This window comes from Kitasatospora sp. NPDC057500, assembly GCF_042802195.1.
Taxonomy (GTDB): domain Bacteria; phylum Actinomycetota; class Actinomycetes; order Streptomycetales; family Streptomycetaceae; genus Kitasatospora.
The window spans coordinates 1-2,952 of sequence record NZ_JBHVER010000391.1; the positions used below are offsets into that span (position 1 = coordinate 1).

Below are 2,952 nucleotides of genomic sequence, written 5' to 3' on the forward strand. Positions count from 1 at the left end.
CTGGCGGGGCGCTCGGGCCTGGGCCTGAGGGTTTTCGGGAGTGGTTCAGGAGGCGGCGGCACCCACGGGGGTGGCGCCGACAGGGGTGACCTCGACGAGGCCGGTCGAGCCGAAGGTCAGCTTGCAGGTGTCCGCACGGTAGGTGGAGACGGCGAGCGCGACCAGTCGGCCGGCCGCGGCGTACTGGGTGGTCATCACCAGGACCGGCGAACCGGGCGGGCGCTCCAGCAGGGCGGCCTGCTCGGCCTCGGCGACACCCAGCTCGACGGAGCGGGACTCGCCGTCCACCTCCAGTCGCTCCAGCTGGCGCAGCACCGAACGGGCGCGGTCGCTCTCGGCGCGGAAGCCGGGCAGGTGCGGCAGCGCGGCGGCCGGCACGTGCAGCGACTCGGTGGCCATGGCCCGCCCCTGCACGAGGCGCACCCGGCGCACGGTGTGCACGGGGGCGTCCTCGGCGACGCCGAGCGCCTCGGCCAGTCGCCGGGCGGCCGGGGCGGTGGTGCAGTCGACGGTGCGCCAGGCCTGACTGCGGGCGGCACCGGGCCAGCCCTCCTCCTGCCGGTTCACCGGGACGCCGACCCGGGGGGCGGCGATCAGGGTACCGATCCCGCGCCGGCGGACCAGGCGGCCCTCCAGCTCCAGCTGGTCGAGCGCCTGCCGCAGGGTGGCCCGGGCGACGCCGAAGCGGGCGGCGAGCTCGCGCTCGTTCGGCAGGATCTGGCCGATGGCGAACTCCGTGTCGATGGCGCGGAGCAGCACCGTGCGCAGGTGCCAGTACTTCGGTTCCGGTACCGCCGTGAGCTGTCCTGTCGTTCCCACCGTGTCCTCCACCCTGGTGTCGTCCGCCCTGCTGAAAGAGGGCGGATCCCGGCCCGCTGCCCGCTGTTGCGGCAGGTGGGAGAGCGGGCTTTTTCCGTCCTTCTTTATTAAAGGTCCTTGCAGTAAGTGACCCTAGGGGCTCGATCGGGAGATGGTCAAGACCAATGGCGTGGCACGGCGGGACTCCCGCACAGATTCATGGTGCGTTCACGTCAGCTTCGCAACCGGACGCGTCGCGGCACGGCCCGCGCGCCGCAGTGGGTAGGCTGCCCGGGTGATCGTGGTGACGAGTGTGAACGTGAACGGAATCCGGGCGGCGGCCAAGAAGGGCTTCATCGAGTGGCTGGCCGCCACCGAGGCGGACGTGGTCTGCCTCCAGGAGGTGCGCTCCGAGCCCGAGCAGCTACCCGTCGAGCTGCGCGACCTCGACGGCTGGCACACGGTGTGGGCCCCGTCCGCCACCAAGGGCCGGGCCGGCGTGGCGATCCTCTCCCGGGCGGAGCCGAGCCGCACGGTCATCGGCTTCGAGTCGGCCGAATTCGACAATTCGGGCAGGTACGTCGAAATCGACCTGCCGGGCCTGACCGTCGCCAGCCTTTACCTCCCCTCCGGCGAGGTCGGCACCGAGCGCCAGGACGAGAAGGAACGCTTCATGGCGGAGTTCCTCGTCCACCTCAACAAACTCCGCACCCGCGCCGCCGCCGACGGCCGCGAGGTCGTGGTCTGCGGCGACTGGAACATCGCCCACCGCCCGGAGGACCTCAAGAACTGGAAGGCCAACCAGAAGTCCGCCGGCTTCCTCCCCGAGGAACGCGCCTGGCTCTCCCGCGTCTACGACGAGGCCGGCTACACCGACGTCGTCCGCCACCTCCACCCCGACCGCACCGGCCCCTACTCCTGGTGGTCCTACCGCGGCCGCGCCTTCGACAACGACACCGGCTGGAGGATTGACCTAAGTGTTTGTACAAAGGGCCTGGCCGACAGGGCCGTCGAGGCCTACGTCGAACGCGCCGCATCCCACGCCGAACGCTGGAGCGACCACGCGCCAGTCACCGTAGTGTTCGACCACGAGTTCTGACCGCTCTCCATGGGCAGGGCTCCTCAGAAGACTGGGGAGCCCTGCCCAGACGTCATGTCCGTCACGGATCGGGCAAGGGGCTGGGGCTGCCCTCTTCGCGCGTGTGGGGGCGACGTAGCGCTACCCCTGGCTGGGGGAACGCAGCGGCGGCCCCAGGCGTGTATCAGCCGTCAGTTCGCCGCCGTGGGCCTGGATCAGCCGTGCGTCGAGGGTCTCCAGCATCCCGGACAGGCGCAGGGCCTTGAGTGACTCGCGCAGGGCGGTGTCCATCACGCTCATCGAGCGGCCTCCTCGGCGTCATCGCGGCCCGGGGCGCCCTCGGGCTCGCCGGAGGTCCGGGAGGGGATGCTCGCGGCGAACAGGCCCTCGGGGCCGTGGAGGAAGGCCACTGTCCGAAGCCGCGTGAGTGGCGGGCTCGATTGACGACCCCTATCCGGGTCAGCCGTTGCAGTTCTTGAAGCCGGTCTCCAACGAGCCGCGGAACGCCAGCGCCTCGCGGCCAATGCCGAGGGCATTGAGCAGGGCATCGATCGCCGCGTCCGCATCGTCCACCGAGCGGCTCACCCAGACGAACGTATACGGGACAGGCGCTCCTTCGAGCTCGCTCAGAGCGAAGTCCGTCTTCTCGATCCGGAACATGGCAACGTCCACGTAGCCGAGGTCTTCCCAGCCTCGTTCGACGGTCAGCCGCAACCGCGCCGCGAGCGCCTCCAGCGGCGGCTGCAACCCCGCCACCACTCGAAACGAGCTGGCCGCGAACTCCCACATGCTCTGCTGGAACGCTGGGTTGCGCTTCCCTCCTTGGTACGACGGGGCTGTCTCCCAGTCCGGATCAGGTCCCGGAACGTTGACTGCCGCCATGTCGGCCTCCCCTTCGAACACCATTACTCCCGCCCGGCGTTCACCGTAGCTCAGGTCACAGCGCGGCTCGCACCCCGGTGAACGTTGCCGGTCAGAGCACTAGGGCCTGTGTGATGTTGTGATCAATCTCCGGGTTCTGCCCCGCTCCGGGGCAGAACCCGGTAGGAATGTTGGATGTGACGCGCAGGCAACTC

The 2,952-nt window shown here is 70.1% G+C and carries 4 protein-coding genes; 1 reads left to right on the forward strand and 3 read right to left on the reverse strand.

All coding sequences use genetic code 11. The features are described 5' to 3' along the window. Nucleotides 1-45: 45 nt before the first annotated feature. Nucleotides 46-819, reverse strand: a complete 774-nt coding sequence (locus ACFU74_RS36750) for a GntR family transcriptional regulator (protein ID WP_380764483.1) — start codon at nt 817-819, stop codon at nt 46-48. 274 nt (nt 820-1,093) lie between these two features. Here ACFU74_RS36750 and ACFU74_RS36755 point away from each other — a divergent pair, with 274 nt between their 5' ends. Further along, nucleotides 1,094-1,897, forward strand: a complete 804-nt coding sequence (locus ACFU74_RS36755) for an exodeoxyribonuclease III (protein ID WP_380764484.1) — start codon at nt 1,094-1,096, stop codon at nt 1,895-1,897. A gap of 120 nt (nt 1,898-2,017) precedes the next feature. On the opposite strand, the gene ACFU74_RS36760 is transcribed toward ACFU74_RS36755, so the two are convergent. Continuing rightward, nucleotides 2,018-2,176: a hypothetical protein gene (locus ACFU74_RS36760; protein ID WP_380764485.1), complete on the reverse strand. Its 159-nt coding sequence runs from the start codon at nt 2,174-2,176 to the stop codon at nt 2,018-2,020. Nucleotides 2,177-2,335: 159 nt separating this feature from the next. Continuing rightward, a complete protein-coding gene (locus ACFU74_RS36765) occupies nt 2,336-2,758 on the reverse strand; it encodes a hypothetical protein (RefSeq protein WP_380764486.1) in 423 nt (140 codons plus the stop codon). Nucleotides 2,759-2,952 lie beyond the last annotated feature (194 nt).